At 54.0% G+C, this 1,005-nt stretch carries 1 protein-coding gene; it reads left to right on the forward strand.

All coding sequences use genetic code 11. The features are described from left to right. Positions 1-108: 108 nt before the first annotated feature. The coding region (locus KHU29_RS22025) for an IS4 family transposase (protein ID WP_281416162.1) at positions 109-1,005 on the forward strand (897 nt) is incomplete at its 3' end.

Here is a 1,005-nt window from a genome sequence, read left to right on the forward strand (position 1 = left end):
CGCGCACTGCTGTCCGGAATAATTTGATTGACAATGTTGGGAAGGGTTGCAGGTATTGGTCTAAGGGGGTATACCCCTGTTTGCCAACTTAAAAACCAAACCTGCAACATGTTCAGCATAACGACTTTTCAAGAATTAATGAAGGGGCTGCCGCGAGGCACCTTTGACCAATTGGTCAAGAAGCACAATGCCGATAAATACAGCAAACGCTTTGGACACTGGAATCACCTGATCGCGATGCTTTACGTGCAGCTCAGTGGCACGACAGGCCTACGTCCGGTGGAAACAGGGTTTAACAGCCATGTTGCGCATCACTACCACCTTGGCACAGGCTGCATCAAACGCGCCACTCTCGCCGATGCCAACGAAAGGCGAGCCGATACGGTATTTGGCGCCACGGCATCCTGGCTCATGGGCCAGGTGTCACGCTCGCTTCGCAACGAGAGTAAGCAACTGATGTATCTGCTCGATTCGACCTCGATTACATTGAAGGGGCGCGAATTTGATCAGTGGACGTTAGCTAATCGGACGCGCAATACGCAAGGTCTCAAACTGCACGTGCTGCTCGACGCACTGACGCAGACTCCTCACTGGTACAGCCTGAGTGCAGCCAATGTCAACGATGTGCAGCTGAGCAACGACGTGCCGCTGCAAAAAGATGCTCTGTATGTCTTCGACAAAGGCTATTGCGATTACAACTGGTGGCACCGCATCGATACCGCGGGGGCGCGTTTCGTCACCCGATTTAAGAGAAACGCCGCACTGGTACTGGTCGAAGAGCGCGCCATCGCGCAGGACGCAGCTGACAGCGTTCTTCAGGACCGCATCGTCCGCTTCAGGAGCAAGCGCCCAGGTGGAAAACGCCTCAATCTGTACGACAAGCCACTGCGCTGTATCACTATCGTTCGCAATAACAAATCTACTCCGCTTGTGCTGGCCACTAACGACCTGACCAGTTCTGCACTGGACATCGCCCAGCGCTACAAGGAACGGTGGGGCATTGAG

This window comes from Collimonas antrihumi, from assembly GCF_018304965.1.
Classification (GTDB): Bacteria; Pseudomonadota; Gammaproteobacteria; order Burkholderiales; family Burkholderiaceae_D; genus Collimonas; species Collimonas antrihumi.